Source organism: Arenibacter catalasegens, from assembly GCF_002909235.1.
GTDB lineage: Bacteria > Bacteroidota > Bacteroidia > Flavobacteriales > Flavobacteriaceae > Arenibacter > Arenibacter catalasegens.
Genome location: NZ_PHQQ01000020.1, coordinates 33641 through 53177, shown reverse-complemented (window position 1 = coordinate 53177; position 19537 = coordinate 33641). Strand labels below are relative to the sequence as shown.

Annotated in this window: 9 protein-coding genes; 3 read left to right on the top strand and 6 right to left on the bottom strand. The window is 38.4% G+C overall.

Going from position 1 to position 19537, the window contains the following annotated elements; genetic code table 11:
• Positions 1–34 precede the first annotated feature (34 nt).
• Positions 35–2404 carry a GAF domain-containing protein gene (locus CWD90_RS15195; protein ID WP_103476936.1) on the top strand — a complete coding sequence of 790 codons (2370 nt, stop codon included), beginning with the start codon at positions 35–37 and terminating at the stop codon, positions 2402–2404.
• 14 nt (positions 2405–2418) lie between these two features.
• Here CWD90_RS15195 and CWD90_RS15190 read toward each other — a convergent pair whose 3' ends face one another.
• On the bottom strand, positions 2419–3609 hold the full coding sequence (locus CWD90_RS15190; RefSeq protein WP_103476935.1) for a Pycsar system effector family protein: 1191 nt from the start codon (positions 3607–3609) through the stop codon (positions 2419–2421).
• A gap of 55 nt (positions 3610–3664) precedes the next feature.
• Between CWD90_RS15190 and CWD90_RS15185 the strand changes: the two genes are divergently transcribed.
• A complete protein-coding gene (locus CWD90_RS15185) occupies positions 3665–7372 on the top strand; it encodes a metallophosphoesterase (protein WP_103476934.1) in 3708 nt (1235 codons plus the stop codon).
• Positions 7373–7401: 29 nt separating this feature from the next.
• Here the strand turns inward: CWD90_RS15185 and CWD90_RS15180 are convergent, their stop codons facing one another.
• From CWD90_RS15180 to CWD90_RS15160, 5 genes are all read right to left on the bottom strand, one after another.
• A complete protein-coding gene (locus CWD90_RS15180) occupies positions 7402–8259 on the bottom strand; it encodes a hypothetical protein (RefSeq protein ID WP_103476933.1) in 858 nt (285 codons plus the stop codon).
• A 1-nt stretch (position 8260) separates the two neighbouring features.
• Positions 8261–9157, bottom strand: coding sequence for a transcriptional regulator (locus CWD90_RS15175; protein WP_103476932.1), 897 nt, complete (start codon positions 9155–9157; stop codon positions 8261–8263).
• 72 nt (positions 9158–9229) lie between these two features.
• Positions 9230–10576 carry a vanadium-dependent haloperoxidase gene (locus tag CWD90_RS15170; protein WP_103476931.1) on the bottom strand — a complete coding sequence of 449 codons (1347 nt, stop codon included), beginning with the start codon at positions 10574–10576 and terminating at the stop codon, positions 9230–9232.
• 147 nt (positions 10577–10723) lie between these two features.
• Entirely contained in the window at positions 10724–13972 is a 3249-nt protein-coding gene (locus CWD90_RS15165; protein ID WP_103476930.1) for a VCBS repeat-containing protein, read from the bottom strand.
• Positions 13965–17327, bottom strand: coding sequence for a VCBS repeat-containing protein (locus CWD90_RS15160; protein WP_103476929.1), 3363 nt, complete (start codon positions 17325–17327; stop codon positions 13965–13967). Before CWD90_RS15160 ends, CWD90_RS15165 begins: the two co-directional genes overlap by 8 nt.
• Before the next feature lie 427 nt (positions 17328–17754).
• Here CWD90_RS15160 and CWD90_RS15155 point away from each other — a divergent pair, with 427 nt between their 5' ends.
• Entirely contained in the window at positions 17755–19407 is a 1653-nt protein-coding gene (locus tag CWD90_RS15155) for a solute:sodium symporter family transporter (protein WP_103476928.1), read from the top strand.
• Positions 19408–19537: the final 130 nt, after the last annotated feature.

Genomic DNA, 19537 nt, shown 5'->3' with positions numbered 1-19537 from the left:
AATTTTACGTTCCAAACGTGGACTAAAATTAATAATGAAGGGATTTTCGGATAAAATATCACCTCTGGATCATCATATAAGCTTTAATAAACTATTGAAGCAATATGATGAAATGGCACAAAGTGAGGATTCGTTTTTGGCCTCCAAGGCAAGTTATATTCTGAAAGCCCAAGCTCCGTTTCCTGAACTCCGTGAAGGATTCACCGATATGTCCTTACTGGAAGAACACAAAGAAATTATACAAATCATCTTGCAGGATTTGTTTTCCTCTGTTCTTACCAACAATGAAATTAAAACAGCTTCCACACCATATACCGACATCATATTTAATTCAAGCAATCGATTTGAGCGAATTTTGGCTGCAGCAGGACCTGATTTTGTGCCAGAAATTAGGAATCAGGAAGAAGAGGTAAGCTATATTATGGCCTGTGTCGTCATCCTCAACTTTTACTACGGATTTGATCTAGATTTTAAGAAGCCTTTTTTCTATGACATTCCCGATGCCAAAGGGGTAATGAAACATTACCGGATTTTATACAATGCCGATTTTATAGAAATAATACCCAATGGCAGTCCTCCTGAAATAACAAAGGAAGACGTTGATGAGTTATTGGAAAACATAGACAATGTGGAGATCTGGAAACAAAAGATACCTCCCAATAGCTTTATCAGTAAAGGCTTTGTAATATCGAATATGTTCGACGTAACTACCGAACATTCAATTTCAGAAATAAAATCCAACTTGATCATTAATGATAAAAGTGGAGGTAATTTTATTAAAGGTGTGGAAAAGACCTTTAAATCGTTATTTGGGTTGCCAAATATGCGTATTGGATTCGTTGTCTATAATTCCAAAGATCAGCAATTTGAAAGGGTTTCCGTAAACGGAATAGATAGTTTTATTTTACAAAAAAAGAAAGTGGAGACTTGCAATGAGTCCCTTTGCCAGGCCTCTTACAGTAAATTAATTGATCAAAATAGTTCCTTTGTAATCAGTGACGTAGAAAAATATTATAAACTCTCGGAAGGCATGCCTCCATACAAGGGTTTACACGATCAAAAAATCAAAAGTGCACTTTTCGCACCTATAGCAAAGGATGGACAATTATTAGGAGTGCTGGAGCTGGTGTCCGATAAAGCCAATGACCTAAACAGTGTTAATGCCAAGAAATTGGATGATGTACTCCCCTATATTGTTTCTGCGGTTTTACGTTCATTGCAGGAGGAGGAAAACTTAATTGATGCGGTGATCCAGAATGAATGCACATCAGTTCATCCATCGGTTTACTGGAAGTTCAAACAAGAGGCAAAACGCTTTATAATAGATGACCAAGAAGGTCTACAGCCCTCTTTCCGTGAAATAGTCTTTGATGAAATATATCCTTTATATGGACAAGTAGATATTCAAAATTCCTCTCTGGAAAGAAATACTGCAATACAACGGGATCTAATGATCCAATTGTCGGAAATTAAAAATATACTTACCGAGGTCTGGCGAAAGAATAAGTTACCCATTTACGAAGAGCTTATATTTAGGGTAGACAACCATGTGGAGGAAATTAAAGAGGTACTACACACCAATAGCGAACAGGCAATTTTCGATTTTGTCCAAGAAGAAATAAACCCAGTTTTTGCACATGTAAAAAAATGGGACACACACCTTCAAGATTTATTGATTTCCTACGAATCTAAAATAGATAAGGGAACAGGCTCCTATTATGACCATAGGAAAAATTACGATGAAAGTGTCATGCTTATCAATAAAAAATTGGCCTCTGTAATCGACAAAAAACAGGAGGAGGCGCAAGAAATGTATCCACATTATTTTGAGCGCTACAAGACAGATGGTGTAGAGCACAACATGTATATAGGGGACTCCATTACAGGAGAAAGGGAATTTGACCTACTCTACCTCAACAATCTTAGGTTGTGGCAGTTGCAGGTTATTTGCGAAATGGAAAACAAACACTACGACCTTAAATCCAGGCTCCAAATACAATTGAATGTGGCATCATTGATCTTGGTCTATAATGGCTCGTTGTCTATCCGTTTTAGGATGGATGAAAAACGATTTGATGTAGATGGCACTTACAATGCTAGATATGAGATCATCAAAAAACGAATCGACAAATCCTACATTAAGGGAACTAATGAACGTTTAACACAAGCCGGTAAGATTGCCATAGTTTATTCGCAGAAAAAGGATGAGTTGGAATACCTGAGGTATATAAGGTTCCTAAAATCCAAAGGTTATTTTAGTGGCAAGGTAGAAATTGTTGAATTGGAAGGATTACAAGGGGTTTCCGGATTAAAGGCCATAAGGGCCTCCATCCTCTACAAATCCAATACAGAAAAGGATAAGACCTATACTTATGAGGATTTAATGCAGGAACTAAAGAAATAAGTTTCCGCTTTTACTTAAATACCGCGATCTGGGCCAAAATACTGAAAGGCAACGGCAAAGGCTATAACCGAAATTACCATTCCAATTATAAAAATAGTATAGGTCCACCTTAATATTTTATACTTCCTATGCAATACCAACCCAAGATAATATAAGTCTTTTGTCAGGGAAGAATATATATAATCTTTGTCCTGAACCAACTCATTTATGGCCCATTGATAATCTTCCAATTTCATTTTATGAAAATTCCCAAAGAACAACAAGTTTACTTTTCGTTGTTTCACATCTTCTTTGGTAAATTCCCCTTGGGTTACATTAGGCCTTGTAGCTAGAACTGCAAGCACCATGGAAACCACACTAAATACAACGAAAATTAGGGTAGGGTAAATCAAATACATATTAGAAGGACTGTCCAGTTTGGTAATTAGGTTGGACAATACCAAGGAGATTATGATGGCATTTACCGATAGCAGAATATTGGCTTTGGTATCAGCGATATCACTTAGGGTCAAATGGTTTTTCAACGTTACCCGAAATAAGGTCTGAATTCCCCTATCCGGACTTTCACTCTTATACTTGGCCTTTAACCTCTCTTTTTTTGCTAAATTTTCCTCCGCCTTCTTTCCTTTTATAAGTCTTCTAATATTTTTATCCTTTTCTCCTTGCCAATTTTCAAGCGCATAATCGGTATAAAAACGCTGTTCTGTTTGGAACATTTTAAGATTCGCCTCACGCCATTCTTTTTGGGTATAGGTTGCCGTTCCCTGAATATCCAACTCTTCCCGTAGTAACTCCGACGTTTCCATATAACTCTTCTTCCCAAAATGGGAGCAATCGGCATCCCTAATAATTTCTTCCATTAGGTTTTTGGGCTCATAGTATCTTTTGGTAGCCATTATAAGACTACATATGGTCTCTATCTTTTTCTCACCATAATTCTCGGCTTTCAAAAAATCCTGAGCTATATCGCAACTGATCTCTTCATGATTCTCAGACCCATTGGTATAGCCAGTATCATGCAACCAAGCCGCCAGTAGTACAAGTTCGTTCTCCTCCTTGCTCAACTTATAAAAATTCAATAATTCTTTAGTACTTTTAACAACCCTCCGGGTATGACCTAAATTGTGGTATAAATAGCTGTTATCTAATTTATTTGATAATAAATCAACAACAAAAGCTTCAGTTTTTTCGATGGTATCCGACATAAGAGTTAAATATGAATTCACAAATTACAAAATTTTGATTTCTAAACTGAACTACATGAGAAAACATTACATACTAATACTGATACTTTTTCTTTTGGTAGGCTGTGCCACCTATAAAACTAAATATGCGGAAGAAAGCAATTTAGTGGATAGCCCTCGTGACAAGGAATTATTACACACGTTTTATTTGATAGGCGATGCGGGAAAATCTCCAATGGATGATAAAAATGAAGCGCTAAAAACGTTTAAAAATGCCTTAGAGAAGGCTGACAAAAACAGTACCGCACTATTTCTGGGAGACAATATCTACCCTGCCGGAATGCCCAATAAAAAGGATTCCACACAAGCCTATTTAATCGCTAAAAACAATTTGGATGCCCAACTGGAAACCCTTACCCATTTTAAGGGGAATCCTATCTTTATTCCTGGAAACCACGACTGGTACAACGAGGGGCTGGAGGGGCTGGAGAGACAACAAAAATACATCCAGAAGGAATTAAAAAGTAAAGATGTTTTTTTTCCTGAAGATGGTTGCCCCATAAAAAAAATAGATATCAACGATAAAATTGTAGTTATCGCAATTGATACGGAATGGTATCTGACCAATTGGGACAAACACCCCACCATGAACGATAAATGCGAAATAAAAGATCGTGGGACCTTTTTTGAGGAACTGGAAAGTCTAATCAAAAAAAATAGGGACAAGACTACCATTTTGGCCCTACACCACCCAATGTTCAGCTATGGTCCGCACGGCGGACAGTACTCCGCCAAACTTCACTTAAACCCTGTGGGAGGCAACTTCCCTTTCCCTATTTTGGGCTCTTTTGCCAACCTTATAAGAAGAACAAGCGGAGCCTCCATTGCTGATCTACAGAATAAAAGATATACGGAACTTAAGAATCGCATAATCACCTTGGCACAGTACTCTGACAAGGTGATTTTTACTTCGGGACACGAACATTCGCTTCAATATATCGTGGAGGACAACACCCCCCAGATTGTAAGTGGTTCTGGTGCCAAAGCAGGAGTTACCCGATTATTGAACGGTTCTAAATTCTCCACGGGGAGAATGGGCTTTGCACAATTAGAGGTTTACAAAGATGGCTCCTCAGAGGTAAGGTATTTTGGGGTTGGCCCAAATTATGATCAGGACCTATTATTCTCGTCTCAAGTGCTGCCACCAGATAGAAATAAAAATTATGACTTTGATGGTGAAGTGTTTCCAAAAGAAATAAAAGCATCGGTCTATTCACAGGAAGACATTAAAAAAAGTGAATTCTTTAGAACTATTTGGGGCGAACGTTACCGGAAGTATTACGGTATTGAGGTAAATGCCCCCACGCTTAGATTAGATACGCTGTATGGCGGTTTAAAGCCCGTCCGTAAAGGTGGCGGTAACCAATCCAAATCCTTGCGGTTAACAGATAAAAATGGAAAGGAATACGTAATAAGGGCCGTAAAAAAAAGTGCAGAGGTATACCTACAGGCCATGGCTTTTAAAAATAAATACGTCATTGGAGAATTTAAGGACACCTATACAGAAAAACTTTTGATGGATTTCTATACCGGGGCCCTACCATATGGTCTTCTGACAGTGGGCACCCTTTCCGATGCAATAGACCTTTACCATACCAACCCTAAGTTATACTACATCCCAAAGCAATCGACCCTTGCAGAATTTAATGGCGAATTTGGGGATGAACTTTATATTTTGGAAGAACAGGTAGGCGATGGCCATGGAGATTTGGGCAGCTTTGGTTATGCCAATAAAATTGAAAGCACCTGGGACATGATCGATAAAATTAAACGAGACGAAAAATATGTGGTTAATACGGACAGATACCTAAGGACCCGCTTATTTGATATGGTAATAGGGGATTGGGACAGACACGACGATCAGTGGCGTTGGGGAGAAATCAAGGATGAGGAAACAGGGAAAATTGTTTTTGAGGCTATACCAAGAGATCGGGACCAAGTGTATTCCATTTGGGGGGATGGTGCCCTTATGAGCTTTGCCACAAGAACAATTCCGGCCTTAGGAATGATGGAAGGTTTTAACAATGACATTAGAAATGCTGAAGCCTTTAACAAGAGTGCTTATGCTTTGGATGTAACACTGTTGGCCCAAACCACCAAATCCGATTGGGAGAAACAGGTGCAATTTATTCAGCAAAACATAAGTACGGAGATTATAGACAAAGCCTTTGCTTCCTTTCCCAAAGAAATTGTGGACGAAAATATCCTGGATTTAAAGAACATCCTTATATCCCGGATCAAAAATCTGCCCAAAATTGCCGATGACTATTTTTTGGCGCTTAACAAATACGTTGTCATAAAGGGCACCGATAAGGATGATTGGTTCGAAATTAATAATTTGAACGACAGCGAAACGGAGATTCAGGCATATCGCAATATAGACGGGGAAAAATCGAAACTCTTTTTTAAAAAGAGATTCAATAGCCTCACCACCAAGGAAATATGGATCTACGGCCTAGATGACGATGATATTTTCGAAGTTACCGGGAGTAAAGCCAATAAGATCAAAATAAGACTTATAGGAGGGCAAAACAACGATATATATGACATCTCCACTGGATCCAATACTTGGATATATGACCATAAGACCAAGAAAAATACCTTCAAAAAAATCCAAGGCGCCAAGCTAAGGCTTACGAACGATTATGAAACCAACACTTATCAACCGTTAAAACTTAGAAACAGTACAAGACAGATAATTCCTTCCGTAGGATTTAATCCAGATGATGGAATAAAACTAGGATTTGGTGCCACCAGTACTTTTTACGGGTTTAGACAAAATCCCTACACCACTCAACACTATTACAACGCTGCTTATTATTTTGCAACCAACGGTTTTGAGTTGGGCTACAAAGGTGAATTTGCCCATATTTTCGAGAACTGGAATTTGGAACTGGCCGCTCGTTTTACAAGCCCTAATTTCAGCATTAACTTTTTCGGAATAGGGAATGATACCCAAAATTTCGATGATACTTTGGATATGGATTATAATAGGGTGAAAATTCAACATTTAAATTTTTCACCCTCCTTGATCTGGCGCGGCCAATTGGGAGGAAAATTCAGAACTGGTATTTCGTTGGAAAGTCAGGAAGTGGAAGAAACTGAAAATAGGTATGTGAACACCTTTTATCTGGCCAATGGAGAGGAAAACAGGAACAGTTTTCTGGGAGTTGATGCAGAATATACCTATGAAAATTTGGACAATGCCGCCTTCCCTACTATGGGAATGGCTACTGGACTTTTGGTGGGATATAAAGCCAGTATGGAGAACACGGGACAGTCCTATGCCTATATAGTTCCTAGCCTTTCCCTAGACCATAAATTAGTTTCCGACGGCAGATTGGTGCTTGCCGCCAAATGGAAAGCCCACTTTAATTTAGGGGACGATTACGAATTTTACCAGGCTGCCAGCATTGGTGGAGTAGACGGACTAAGGGGGTTTAGAAATCAGCGATTTTCAGGTAAGACGAGTTATTACCAAAACACGGATCTAAGATACAGCCTTAAAAGAATAAAGACAGGATTATTACCTGTTACAGTCGGAATCTATAGTGGATTTGATTACGGTAGGGTTTGGACATCTGGTAAAAATTCCGATTCGTGGCACACCTCATATGGAGGAGGATTCTTTCTGAACGGGGCAGATGTGATGACGGTTAGGATAGCTTTGTTCAACAGTGTAGAAGGACCAAGGTTTTCATTTGGAGTTGGCTTTGGTTTCTAATATCAAGCACCCCGGTTTTGAGATTTAACTTAATTCCCCAACACAAAGGAATAAAGGTTTCTTCCAGTTTTACCGGATTCCTCGTCCGAAAGCAATAGGGTATCGTTATTGGTAAAACAAACTGATTCCAATTGTGTATATACACCAAGATCTATGGTGTTTAAGGTTCCAGTGGAAAGGAAATTATCCATGGTAAAATCTGTAAACACCCATAAGGTACCATTTCCCAGTAGCACTATAGTTTTGCCATCTGGGGAAATATCAGCAGAAGTTACTTGTCCTTTTATCTTACCTTTCGGAGGAACAAAGGAACCTAAATATTGGGCCTGATGTTTCCCCTCTATGGCCGGAACCTTATACAACATTGCTTCACCGTTAAAAGGTTGCGTCCTGTTTTTTGTAACTATGTAAAAGTTATTTTGATAATAAAAAAATGCCTCTGCATCAAAAAGTAATTTATTCTTTTTGGGAGGAAAATCTTTCTGCTGCGGATAACTAAATTCAATCTTTATCGCTTCAATATCATCTCCTGTTTCAGCATTGGGATTTGGAATCTTATAAATGGCCAAATTTTTTCGGCTATTACTATTATTTCCAAAATCTCCTATGTATACATTTTCCCCATCACTGGCCAAATCCTCCCAATCGTGATTTTTGGCATTTTTTACTTTTAATTCCTTTAAAAGGTCACCATTATAATTTACCTGATAAATTTTATCGGGATTTCCTCTATCCATTACAAACCAGAGCGTAGAATCCTTGGAAGGGACTATTCCCGAATTCTCAGTTAATTTATGGGGAAGTTTGGTGACATACGTCAATTGTCCATAATTATGGGCACACCCAACAATAATTGCCCAAAGCAACAAAAACAAATATTTTTTCATCTTATTCTTTTAAAGGCATATATATTTCTGCTATCCATTCAAGTTCATTTCCACCAATATTTGGGTTGCTAAAAAACACCTCAACAGGTGTTTCAGAGACCTTTATCCCATTTTCTTTGGCATAGTCCAATAATGCGTACCATGCACGATCAGAGGTAATATAATTTCCGTTGTAAATGGCTTTTAAGGCCTTAAAACCATTAAATTTCTTATACTTTATGATTTCATTCTGTGGTAGGCTATCACTTCTTATAATTGGATAACAAAAATTAAAAGAAATACTATCCTTCGTCCTATCCCAATTGGTAATTTCCAAAAATGGTCTTCCATTTAATTCCACATTGTTATCAACAAGTACAGTACTTAGAGTAGGATAATTATGCATCATTCCCATTGCTTTGGACAGCTGGGAAGCTTTGAAAGGAATATAGGCGCAATAGGTATCTGGTAGTTGTTGAAGGGTATCCATAACAGAAACCCTAAACTTTTCTATATGTTCCTTCAATACATTATTAAAGTCCAAGATGGTCCTTCTAGTCCGTTTTTCGAAATTGGTGTCGGAAAAAGGAAGGCTCATTTTATTCATTAGGCTATGACCAACATCCTTGATATACACGTTTATTTTAGAGGTAGAATCATTGATAGGGGTAATTCTCCACTGATATTGGAATATAGAATCATTAAAAGATAACTGCTGATCAATGTTCAAAAAATCCTTTTGCTGCAACAATACCGTATTCTTGTTGGCATTACCCCATAATTTTATAGTCTGATTTATGGTTCCAGGGAATGTCTTGGATGTAATGGAAACCGAATAATCATAGGGTTTTAAAAAAAGATACCAAACCAAGGATATCAGAAGAAGGAAAGCTACAAAGTAAATAATTTTGTTTCTCACTATTTTAATTTTATTCCTGGTATATAAATCTTAAAAATTACAGAAGTGTTAATAAGCAATTAATCCCAGGTATTATTTGGATACCAGGTTCTTTGCTCCCTTCATATCCAGTTTATCCACAATAAATTTACCCAAATCCCTACCTTGTCCTACCCCCACTTCTACAGCTGCCCTATAATGGATCCCACCATACATTCGACTAATAGCCGCTTCATCTGCCGCTTGATTGAAGGATGTAAAACTTCTAATTGGCAATCCATAAGGTATTTCCGTATCGTCATCAAAGGAAAAATTGTCCCCAAAAATACTGGTCAAGGCAGTACCTGCCGCTCCGGATACCACAGAATGTCCACTTGTGTATTCTGGGAAAGGCGGAGTTTGTAGTACAGGTTGCCAATTCTCATCAATATACTGATTTATCACCGTTTCGGGGCGTATAAGATTAGAACGGTATTTTTCGTCCCAACAACTAATAAAGGCATCTGCTATGGCCATTGAAGTCTTGGTATAGGCAAATACGGTTTTATCAAAATCGGAATCCGTTTTTTCACAAGCTATCTTGGTAATCCCGATCCAATGTGCGCCCGGTGTAATTTTTTTGGTAGCAAACATTAAATGCCCCCGAGTTACGGAGACATAGGGATTGCAATCCCAAAATTTTGCAATGGCAATTTCTTCCGAAGTATCCCCTTTCAAGGTAATTTCATTGCTTATGTCGTAGACCTCTTTGACCTCTTTATAAAAATCAGAATCCAATTCCATGGAAAATACTGGCGGTGGAGCAGGTACGAATTGATTGGCAGAGTCTATAACGAAAGGTCGTATTTTGCTCCAATGTGGCTCTATACCATCCATGTAGGCTGGAGGTGTTGGTTGCCATCGAGAGGTGTCGTCCATATTAATAGTAAATTTGGGCATCGTCCTCGTCTGCTTATAATTATCCTTATCCAGCCACTCCCAAATATGTTTTGCCACTTCTAGTCCGTATTCTTTGGAATTATTGAATAGGGTCAGGTTCTTATCCTGCCAATTTAAATACAAGCTGTCTCGGTGTACCTCAATTTTATCTTCTGAAAAAATTAATCGCTTGCTTATTTCCATATGAGCAATAAGGGCTGCCATTTGATAATTGATAGGTTTGTCCATCCCAGGTGCCGGGATAGGCGTCAAATCCGTTACCTGACCTACCAAAGACTTGTATTCGTCATTGTTAAGCGCTATAATTTCATATGCCGCAATATTTGGATAGGCAAAAATTCTACTTGCCACAGGAGGCGAGAAAATATCATGGATCATAACTTCCGTAACCTTGTGTATGGAATTATGTAGATCTTGGGGAGTAATGACAATTAACTCCTCTTTTTTATCACAGGAGACTATAATTGCAAATAATAGGATTAATCTTAAATATTGTTTCATCAGTTTATACTTATTTGTTTTTTAAAGGTCAGATGTTATTAGTGATAACCTTTTCTATTGTTTTTATACGGAGTTCATGAATTTTGGATTTCACCATATGCTAGCTATAAAATATCCTTTTAAGCATAGTCAGCCATTCTACAATTCTTATTCACCCAAGTTATATACCTGAACCTGATCGTTGTTGTAGGTGACCAACAAATAGGGCTTGCTGTTCAAATCTATTATATTTAAATGTCTTACAGATTTAAATTGCAGCTCAAGGCCTATTTTGTTGCCCAAAATTACATCATTTTCATTTTTTATCAAGGCCCCTGAAAAGGAATCCAACCTCCCGTGATAAGGCTTTATTCCGAAATAGTTCCCTGCCGCCAAAATCTCTGTATTTCCGTCCTTATCAAAATCATACTCTAAAAAGGCTCTTATGGGGGCAAGCTGTAATTCTGCTGCAAAGGGAACAAAGGAAAATTTCCCGTCATTATTCTGTAAATATCCGGACTGCAGGGTGTTAACCTCTAATACAGTACTATTCTTTAGGGCTTTTTGATCCAATATTTCAGTTATGGGTTTTCCTGCAAAGGCCTTATAGGTGGTAAACTTCTTTCTCAGGCCTACCATTTGGGCAGAAAGTTCATCCAGACCTTCCAAAGGATAATACTTGCCATTTTTTTCGGTGGCCACAATGGTCTCGGTACTCCCGTTATGGTCAAAGTCTGAATAAAACATTTTCATTGGATACTCATTAGAGGCCTTAAACTTGGTGTTACTCCCCCAATTCCCCAGTAGATAATCCAAGTCGCCGTCCTTATCAATATCAAAGGGTATTATGCATTCCCAAAGTCCGTTATAAGTTTTATCCAAAAGCATCTGCTCCCTAAGCTGACCTTCATCATTTTTAAAGAATTTAGGGGTCATCCACTCTCCCACAACAATTAAATCCAGAATTCCGTCATTATCAAAATCGCTCCAGACAGCATCTGTGACCATTCCGGCTTTTTGCAGTTCCTTATTTTCCACTAGGGAAAAATTACCTTGATCGTTCCTTAGCAAATAGGAATTTGGGATATTGCCGAAATCGTTCGTTATGGCATTATTGCCAACAAATAAATCCAGATCACCATCATTGTCAAAATCGCATTCCCTTATTACTGCCGCATTTTCAAAAAAATCAGGTAATTCACTTGCCTCAAAACCCGATTTATTTTGAAGATAATAGCTATCCGTTAAGGGAACCATCTCATTGTAAAAATCAGCCCCTCCACTTCCTATAAAAAGGTCCTCCTTCCCATCATTATTTAGGTCCGCTATAATGGCGGCAACATCTTCCTTTATCGAGTCGTTCGCAATATTTGCAATCCTTTTTTCTAAATAGGTGGTATCGCCCTGTAGAAATATTCTTGACGGAATGTATTTGGAGCCTCCAAAAAATATATCATTTTTTCCATCAGCGTTCAAATCACCTATAGCCAAGGCAGGACCACGGTCAGATATTTGGTAGGGAATTAATTTTTGTCTATTGATATCCAAATAATTATCTTCTTCATGGGTGAAATTGATGCCCAAGTTTCCTTCAACTTTATTAAATATTCCTTTGGATGTTGGCTTTAGGGAACTATAATTGAAGGGGTTCGTGTTTTCCGGAGAAATGATCAAGGTTTGATTTGTAGCCACCTCTTTTAAAACCTGATAGGTCTTATTTGGCCAAACAATTTTTAGGGAGTCCACCTTATCCTGCTTTCCAAAACCAAAATGAACCATTGGCTCTGAAGATGATTGGAATCCCCGTACAGTATACAGTTCCTTGTATTGCAATTTCCCGTTTAGATAGGCAAAGACTTTGGTGCCTATCCCAAACTTATTCTTGGCGGTATACTTAAACCGCAATTTTAAATAGTTGCCCTTGGCGTCGGTTTTATTGATGTACAATGCCGTTGGACTATTCAGCGTATTTATTATCAGGTCCAGATCACCATCATTGTCCAAATCGGCCATAGCGGTCGCCCCGGAAATCAGGGTATCCTTAACCATCCAGACGCCGGACATATCTCTAAATTTCAGTTCTTCCCCTCCCTTAAAAACATAATTATGCGTTACCCCTGATGGCATCATATTCAAGGCCTGCTGATCTACCAATTTGGTATTGCTAAGCTTATTTTTAATTTGTTCATCAGATGCAAATTTTATAAAGTCAAGATCGTTTGGTCTTTTTGGAATACCGTTGGAAATAAAGATATCCTGTTCTCCGTCCTGGTCGTAATCCCCAAATAATGCACTCCAACTCCAATCGGTCGCTGAAATTCCACTTTGGATAGCTTGCTCCGTAAAAGGTGAATTGTGTTGGTTTAAAAACAACATATTCCTCGAATATTGATAGTGATACCCAAAACGGTCCACTCTCAAAATTTGGGTTTGGGTAAGGTCATCGCCTTCAGAAGATTTTAGAACCTTTTCATCTTCGGGGAGCATGTCCAAAGAAATAAGATCGGGCCACCCATCATGGTTTATATCGGCAACATCATTCCCCATAGAGAATTTGGTGGTATGCCCAAAATAGTTGCGCAATTGTTCAGAAAAGGTACCATTACCATTGTTAATATAATAATAATCGTCCTCGTGAAAATCGTTCCCTACATAAATGTCGGGATATCCGTCCTGATTAAAATCAGCTACGGCAATACCTAATCCATATCCGTTGGCACCACCGTAAATACCGGCTTCTTCACTAACATCTACAAATACACCCCCATCATTGCGCAAAAGTTTGTCCCCGGACTGTGCATTTCTCTTTTTCCTTAATTCCGCTTTCCCATAAGATTGTTGGGTATGCACGGCATGATTGAGTAGGTATATATCCAAATCCCCATCCAAATCAAAATCGAGCAAGGCCGCGGAGCTGCTATAGGTATCAAAATCGAGACCAAATTCGGCTGCACTTTCTGTAAAAGTAGTATCTCCATTATTTATATAGAGCTCATTTTGCCCATTAAACCCATTTATTCCAACTACCGAACAAACATAGATATCCAATAGTCCGTCCCCATTTATGTCGCCCATTATGGCCCCAGTGTTCCAAGTACTATTCCCAGAGATTCCAGCAGTTTCGGATATGTCCCTAAACTTCAAGTTTCCCTCATTTAGGTATAATCTATTTTTTACCTGATTCCCGGAAAGGAAAATATCGGGCAGCCCATCCCCATTAATATCACCAGTGGCAACCCCTCCACCATTGTAGAAATATAGGTAATCCAAAATGTTCAAGTCATCGGTTTCTGTTATGGTATTTTGAAAATCGATTCCCGTTTCACTTGATGATGGGTTCCTGAAAATTTCACCTTCCTTGGAGCCACAACCATAGAGAAGCACTGCAGATAAAACATATAGCGTAACTCTACTCATCTAGCGCAAATACTTTTGGTTTGTTATCATTAATGGCAACAATGACGAATCGTTTTCCATTTTTATCCTTAAACTGTTCAATATGTTTCACCTCCTCCTTAATAAAAAACCCGCTGTCATCGTAATCTTGCCATTCAAAGTCGAGCTTATCATTGCCCAAAAGAATACTTCCAAAATTGGCATCAAGGCGTGAATACTGAGGTTTGAACTCAAAATTATTACCCCCCATTATTAGGTCTAAATAGCCATCATTGTTGATATCGGCACATGTAATACCACAAACACATGACAATTGTACTCGCCCGGGCAATATCTTAATGGTAAATTTTCCACCTCCTTCATTAATTGCGATTATGGATTCCTGTACGGTACCTTCCTTTACAATAGAATTGTTAAAGGTGTCGTTTGAAAAAAGTTCGTCAATAGTTCTCTTGGCATATTCGGAGGACTTAAGGTTCTGCTTTTTCAAAGCTACCATTTGAGTCGTAAGCTCCTTCTTTTGATGGATGGGATAGTCCTTTCCTTCAAAATTGCGAGTGGTGATTTGTTCTATGGTTCCGTTGTTATCAAAATCATTGACCCACAATTTCATGGGATTGGTTTTGGAACAAGTATAGGGCACATTACTTCCCTGATTCCCCAGAATAAGATCATAGTCGCCATCATTGTCCAAATCTTCGGCCTTTACAGTGTTCCACCATCCGCTTAGACTATCCAATGCCGTATTTATTTTTGATAGTCGTTTGCCGGAGTTTTTATAGATTATAGGCTTTCCCCAATCGGCTACTGTTATTAAATCTTTCTTTCCATCTCCATTGATGTCTATCCAGATAGCATCTGTAACCATACCGGCTTGTTTGGTATCGTATGCCAAACGTTCGGTGGCATCCGCAAAAGTGCCGTCACCATTATTTTCTAGGAAAATATGGTCCGGATCCAATCCATAGTTACCAACAACACTTCTAGACCCGATAAATACGTCCATATCGCCGTCATTATCAAAATCTTCGGGTGCAATCACAGCAATATTTTTAAAAGTACTTGGCAAAACCTGATTGGAGGCTTCAAAAACCCCTCTCCCATTATTTATATAAAGCCTTGTTCTGTACAATTTCTCATCCCCTACCTGATTTCCGCCATTTCCAACCATAAGGTCCCTATCCCCATCACCATCTACATCTAAAAATGCTGCCGCCGTATCCTCCAGAGCGCTATCCTTTTCAAAAGCTTTTTGTTGGGTTGCCGTTAATTTACCCTTACCATCATGAAGATAAAGTACTCCGGCCTGGTTGGCTCCGCCACCTATAAAAACATCTTCGTTACCATCCCCATTTACATCGGCCACTGTAAGAGCTGGCCCTTCTTGGGAAAGCATTTTAGAGATGAGACCTTCATAATCAAAATCATTGTAATTATTCTCTTTATGTACCAAGAGTTTGGAATTACCCAATTCTTTAAGGAGGGGATTCACAATTGGTTTTTTATAGGGAACAAATATTTCTTTGGCCTCGGAATTTTTAAGGGTCAGGAATTGATTGGTTTTAATAGTATTGAATTTCTGGGACCGATCATCCGGCCATATTACCTGCATGGAATCGATGGTGGTATTTTTACCCAAACCAATGGTCATAATATAATCTACTGAGGATTGAAACCCTCTGGAAGGCATCAACTCCTGTACAATCACCTGATGGTCAAAAAAAAGTTTTACTGTAGCTCCTATGGCAAATTTATTAGCACTGCTTCCTTCGAATTTTAATTTAAGATAATTGTTTTCGGATTTTTTATCGCTGTGGTTCTCATATAGAAAAGCTTCCATATTAACGTTGTTGACCACAATATCCAAGTCGCCATCGTTGTCCAAATCCCCATAGGCGGCACCATTTGACATACTAGGTATTTCCATGCCCCAATTTTTGGTTTCATTGGAAAATGTAATGTCCCCTTTATTCCTATAAGCGTAATTGGGCTGGGGAGCAATAGGCATTTTGGCAATGATAGAATCTATGGATTGCTTTTCGCCGGTGAGCGCCATTTTCTGGATAATTTCATTGGCAAAGAAATCTACAAAATCCAGGTCTGTCAAATCATGATTAATCCCATTGGTAATATATATGTCCTTTAATCCATCGTTGTCCATATCAAACAAAAGGCCTGCCCAACTCCAATCGGTCTTGGCTACCCCACTGTAATAGGCCACTTCAGAAAACGAATTATTCCCGTTATTTAATTGCAAGGTGTTTTGAATGTACTGTTGATAAAAATCTTTGCTCTGCTTTAATTTAAAAACGTTGTAGCCTTCAAACTCCATGACCGATTTTACTCTTTGATCCCCTTCAGGTAGCATGTCGGTAATAAATATGTCCGCAAAGCCGTCATTATTTATATCTGCCATATCTATACCCATGGCCGATAAACTTAAATGGGAGGTCCATTGTTCTATCTCTTCCTTAAAGGTACCATCCTTTTGATTAATATAGAGGTAATCCCTTTCATAAAAATCGTTTGAAACGTAGATATCCGGATAGAGATCTCCATTGATATCACTGACCATAACTCCAAGTCCAAAACCTATTAAACTCCCATAGATACCAGCTTCTTCGCTAACATCCACAAATTTTCCGTTGTCATTTCTAAGGAGCATATCACCTACGCCCTTAAAAATGTCAGGAACCCCGGCCCAATCCTGAGCCCTTACCTCGCGTTGTTCCGCATAGCCCAAACTACTGACCGGCACGTTGCTATTATTTAATATATAGGCATCAAGATCGCCATCTTTGTCGTAATCAAAGAATGTGGCATGGGTAGAAAAACCGGTTTTCGCCAAATTATATTCGGCCGCCTTTTCGGTAAAAGTAAGATCCCCATTGTTTATATATAGGTCATTGTCATGGTTATTGCCCTCCATATTTCCGGCATTACTTACATAAAGATCTAATAAACCGTCATTATTAATATCAACCATATTCACCCCGGTAGACCAAGGCTTATTACCTTGTACTCCAGCAGCTTCCGTAATATCCTCGAATTTTAATCCTCCTTTGTTTAAATACAACTTATTGGGAACCATATTTCCAGTAAGATATATATCGGACAGACCATCGTTATTGATATCGCCAATAGCAACCCCACCTCCATTGTAGAAATTTCGGTACTTAAAAATGTTGAAGTTTTTTTGATTTACCACCTTGTTTACAAAGTCGATTCCCGTCTTATCGGAAGCCAATAGCGAGAATAAGGTTTCCTCCTTAAATTCGGCCGTTTTATCAACTTCTTTTTTAGGGGAACAAGAACCCAACAGAAACACAGCCAACACCAATAAAGTAAGGTGTATCCTTATATTAATTTTCCCCATATATATTTATGATTATTTTTATAACAGCGTTAATTTGCATTAAAAGTTTATACCGCCATTTTACCATTTTAAGAATTTAAACTTTTCCCCAACAATTTTAATTTCCGAGTCTTAAGGAATAGCAATATTTATCAAAAAAAACTGTCCAAAAACTACCAATATCCAGCACCAATTAAAAATATATAATCTTTATATAGACCCGTATTTAAAGGGAAGAAAGCCCACCTTTTAAAATTATAGGCAAGATAACTAAAGTTGAATAAAATACAGTTGCCCGCACTGTTAATAATTGATATTTATTTGCGCTTTACTGATATGTTTTTGATATCTTTTTAAGGATGATTTTGTGTTAAATTAATTATGCTTGCCTGATATTACAAATAATCCAATATATTTAGCCTGAACAATCAATTAAACTCTATTTATAATGTTAGGAATTCTTTCTTTTGTGGGCTTTACCCTCTTGGTTGCCCTAATTGCATACCTGGCTACCCGAAAAACCGATGAAAATTCTGCTGACGGTTATTTTCTGGGAGGCAGAAGTCTCACCGCTGGTGTAATTGCGGGGTCTTTACTACTGACCAACCTTTCCACGGAACAAATTGTAGGTCTCAACGGAAGTGCCTATACAGATGGTCTATCGGTTATGGCCTGGGAGACTTTAGCTGCGATTGCCATGGTAGTTACTGCCGTATTTTTATTGCCCAGGTATCTAAAAGGTGGACTCACCACTATTCCCCAATTTTTGGCGAAGAGATTTGATGTTACCACAAAAACCATAACTTCAGGTCTATTTCTAACAGGCTATGTGGTAGTCCTTTTGCCGGTTATTCTATATTCGGGATCTGTGGCTATAAGTGGTATGTTCAATGTTCCTGAACTTTTGGGAGTGTCCGACACGACAGCCCTAGTAGTGTGTATATGGGGTATTGGAATTATAGGTTCTATTTATGCAGTTTTTGGGGGACTAAAAGCGGTAGCCGTTTCAGATAGTATCAATGCTGTTGGTCTTATCGTTGGTGGTATCCTTATTCCAATTTTTGGTTTGATGGCCATTGGGGACGGAAATATGTTTGAAGGTCTTGATAATTTAATTTCGTCGGATGCCGCAAGATTCGACTCAACGGGCGAAACCGGACAGGAAGTCCCATTTTCCACCATTTTTACGGGAATGATGCTGGTTCAACTTTTTTATTGGGGTACCAACCAACAGATCATTCAAAGGGCCTTGGGGGCCAAAAATCTGGCAGAGGGGCAAAAAGGATTGTTATTGGCCTCTTTTTTAAAGATTCTGGGACCCTTAATCTTGGTGTTACCAGGAATGATTGCGTATCATTATTTTGACGGTGGATTAGCCTCTAGCGACCTTGCCTATCCAGAATTGGTTCGGGCCGTATTACCCAAACCTTTGGTCGGATTTTTCGCTGCTGTACTTTTTGGCGCCATTTTAAGTTCCTTTAATAGTGTTCTTAACAGTTCGGTAACTTTATTCGGGATAGATATATACAAGCAACATATAAATAAGGATGCTCCTGAAAAAACGGTTGTTAAATACGGCAAGATATTCGGTATTTGCTTAGCTCTTGCAGCCATGTTCATAGCACCATTGATTGCAAATGCAGGAAGTCTATTTAACTACCTACAAGAAATAAACGGAATTTATAGCATTCCTATTTTCACTATAATCGTTGTAGGTTATTTAACCAAAAGGGTCCCTGCCATCGCTGCTAAAATTGCCATATTCTCAGGGTCTTTGTTGTATATCATAAGTCAATTTATATTGCAAGGACACTTTGTAGATAAAGCGTTGGAATCGGCCAAGGCCTCAGGGATTACAGATCCTGCCGCATTAAAATTGGTGGAAGCCGATGCTTATCCGCATTACTTGCACATCATGGCTATTTTATTTGTAACCAATGCCGCGATCATGCTGATTATTGGCAAGTTTTATCCTAGAAAGGAAGCCTATGAATTGGAATACACCAAGCAGGTTTCTATTGAACCTTATAAATATGTTAATCAAGTAGGGATTGCCGTATGCGTTATTGTAATTGGGATTTATATCTATTTTGCCAAATAAAAGATTGGGAATCAATTCGAGGTAGTTTTAGAACAAATTAGATACTTACTTATCCTTTAGTGTTGTCTTTAACATATAGAAAACTATTTATTTAAGGCGACAACACTAGGTAACGGATTATATAAAATAA